Here is a 2,516-nt window from a genome sequence, read left to right as displayed (position 1 = left end):
CCATAGGGTAGAACTCGCAGGAAGGCACCTGCTTCAATGCGGCAGCGTGAAAAATGTAATCCACACCGACCATGGCCTGATCAAGGCTATCGCGATCGCGAACATCACCGATATAGAACTTCACCTTGTCGTTCGACAGGGCAATGCGCATATCTTCCTGTTTTTTTTCATCGCGGCTGAATACACGAATTTCTTTTACGTCTGTATCAAGAAAACGCTTCAACACTGTATGACCAAATGACCCTGTGCCGCCCGTGATCATCAAAATTTTATTATCAAACATAACTACCATCCAAGACTTGATTGTATTTAATGATCAACGCGTTGCGCGCATTGATTTGACCAATTCCAACCATGAAGGTGGAACGTAACCGGTCGCGGATTGAAATTTTGATGAGTCCAGCGAACGATTAATAGAAAGATCACTGTCAGCGACGATATCGATTTCCTTTTCATAAACTTCTGCCACCAATTTCAGCAAAGACAATTTATCAATGGGTGCCACCGATACATGATAAAGGCCCTTAAGCTCCGGGTTCGGGATCACATAATCTCGAATGACACGCGCCAGCTCCACGGTAGGGAGCCCCGAAAAAATGGCCTTTTCATAGCCCTTGACCGACCCGTTCTGGGATAGAAACCAATCCACCAGCGAGTACTGGCTTCCCAGTTCGTGACCGATGATTGAAGTCCGGAGAGTGACTGCATTCGGCTGGGCATGAAGCTCGCCAATGTACTTGGACTTGCCGTAGAGATCCTCCGCATCGGAGATATCCTCTTCAGTGTAAAGCCCTTTACGTCCGGAAAACACGCAGTCGGTACTGATGTGAATCAAGCGAGCGCCAGACAGTTCGCACAACTTGGCAATGCGATGCGGCAACATGGCATTGATGGGAAGCGCCGAAAGGGGATCCTTGGCATCGGCCAGCTGCTTGATCAAGCCGACGCAGTTGATGACGACATCCGGTTTGACCCGTGCCAGCACCGAAACCAGCGAGTCCTGGTCCAGCACGTCAACATTGCTGATCAACGAACTGCGAGTTTCGTCTGAAAAGTGTTTTGCGCCACCTGGGTTACGTAAAGTGCCCCACACCTCATAGCATGGGTTTCCATGGAATTGCCTGAACACCGTGCTACCCAGCATCCCGGTGACCCCTAACACTAGTACTTTCATTTTGAGCTACCTTTCAATTCATTGATCCTGGTACAGAGGATTTCGACGAGACGCTGGCTTTGACGCTCCATTTCGAAATGCTCGAGGTAGTACGCCCTGCCCGACTGCCCCAATGACTCCCGTTCATCCGAACTCATGTGGAAAAGTTGCTCAATGCACCTGGCCATACCTTCGGCATCTTGCGCCGGGCTCGTCAGGCCTGCATTGGCCTCTTGAATGACCCGAGCCCCTTCGCCATCCAGCGCGGCGACAATCGGCCTCCCCGCGGCAAGGTAAGCCTGGACTTTACTGGGAATGGTATAGGAGAACGCCTCATCTTGCTTCAACGTCACCAACAATCCCGTGGCACGACTGAAAAAATGTGGCATTTCACCTACCGGATACCGGCCGGCGAGGACAAGGTTGTCCAATGATCGGGATTTTTTCTGGCTTTCGATCCAGCTCAGCATGCTACCGCTGCCGACCAGAACAATTCGGAGATTGGATAGATGACGAAGCCTGTCTGCTACCTCAACCAGGGTTTCGACCGATTGTGCGGTCCCCAGGTTGCCAGCAAAAACGAGACAGAAATGGTTTTCGAGCTCCGCAAGCAGCGATGCAGGAATCCGGGTCTCTTCGGAGCCTGGCGGAGTATCCTGATAACAATTTGGGAAATACACGACCTTGCCGGGATCAGCATAGCGAGCAACCGGTTCCCGGAATGCCCTCGACTGAACGAGTAAAGTGTCAACGCAGGCGTAAATGCCTCTGACCATCCACCCTACCACGCGCAAGAGCGATTTATTCCTGATGAATCCCGTCGCACTCAAACTCTCTGGCCAGAGATCTTGAACCCATACAGCCAGATGACTCTTGAGTTTCCATTTCAAATAGATGGCGGGAATGACCGACGTAATCGGGGAAGGTGCAAACACAAAAATTGCGTCGTAACGTTCGCCTTTTACAGCAGCCGGGTAAAATTTCAGCCCATTTACGATATAAGACAAATAATTCAGTATCAGGTTTTTTGCGCCCGAAGAGCCGCGAGGTCTAAGCGGTGCACGGCATACGCCAACTGTCGTTTCGTAACTTTCTTCCTGGTATCCGGAAGCATGGTAGCCGTCGAACACAACACCATCCGGATAGTTYGGTTTGCCGGTGAGAACTTTTACGACATGCCCTTGAGCAGACAAGCTTTTGACCAGGTCGTTGATAATAAATGATTCCGGCCAAAAATACTGCGACACCACGAGAACTCTCATCTATCAAACACCTGCTTTTCGCAACTTGGCCAACGCCAGCAACTCGGACCACGTTTTTCTTGAGGTTTGTTCCCAATCAAACTTATCACTTTGTGCAACCG

At 50.6% G+C, this 2,516-nt stretch carries 3 protein-coding genes; all 3 read right to left on the bottom strand.

All coding sequences use genetic code 11. From position 1 onward, the window contains the following. The coding region (locus AC1DVH_RS29465) for a polysaccharide biosynthesis protein (protein WP_477756754.1) at positions 1 to 283 on the bottom strand (283 nt) is incomplete at its 3' end. Between the two features lie 33 nt (positions 284 to 316). Continuing rightward, a complete protein-coding gene (locus tag AC1DVH_RS29460; RefSeq protein WP_477756753.1) occupies positions 317 to 1,174 on the bottom strand; it encodes a dTDP-4-dehydrorhamnose reductase family protein in 858 nt (285 codons plus the stop codon). Next, positions 1,171 to 2,415 carry a glycosyltransferase family 4 protein gene (locus tag AC1DVH_RS29455; protein WP_477756752.1) on the bottom strand — a complete coding sequence of 415 codons (1,245 nt, stop codon included), beginning with the start codon at positions 2,413 to 2,415 and terminating at the stop codon, positions 1,171 to 1,173. The genes AC1DVH_RS29460 and AC1DVH_RS29455 overlap by 4 nt, the downstream gene beginning before the upstream one ends. Between the last annotated feature and the right edge of the window lie 101 nt (positions 2,416 to 2,516).

This window comes from Pseudomonas sp. P4_C3, assembly GCF_056402075.1.
The sequence above is the reverse complement of the archived record's forward strand: the minus strand, read 5'-3'. Positions and strand labels throughout refer to the sequence as shown.

Bases quoted from the DNA above. Each gene is read 5' to 3' on its own strand.
- AC1DVH_RS29460 (WP_477756753.1), bottom strand. From the start codon at position 1,174: ATGAAAGTACTAGTGTTAGGGGTCACCGGGATGCTGGGTAGCACGGTG.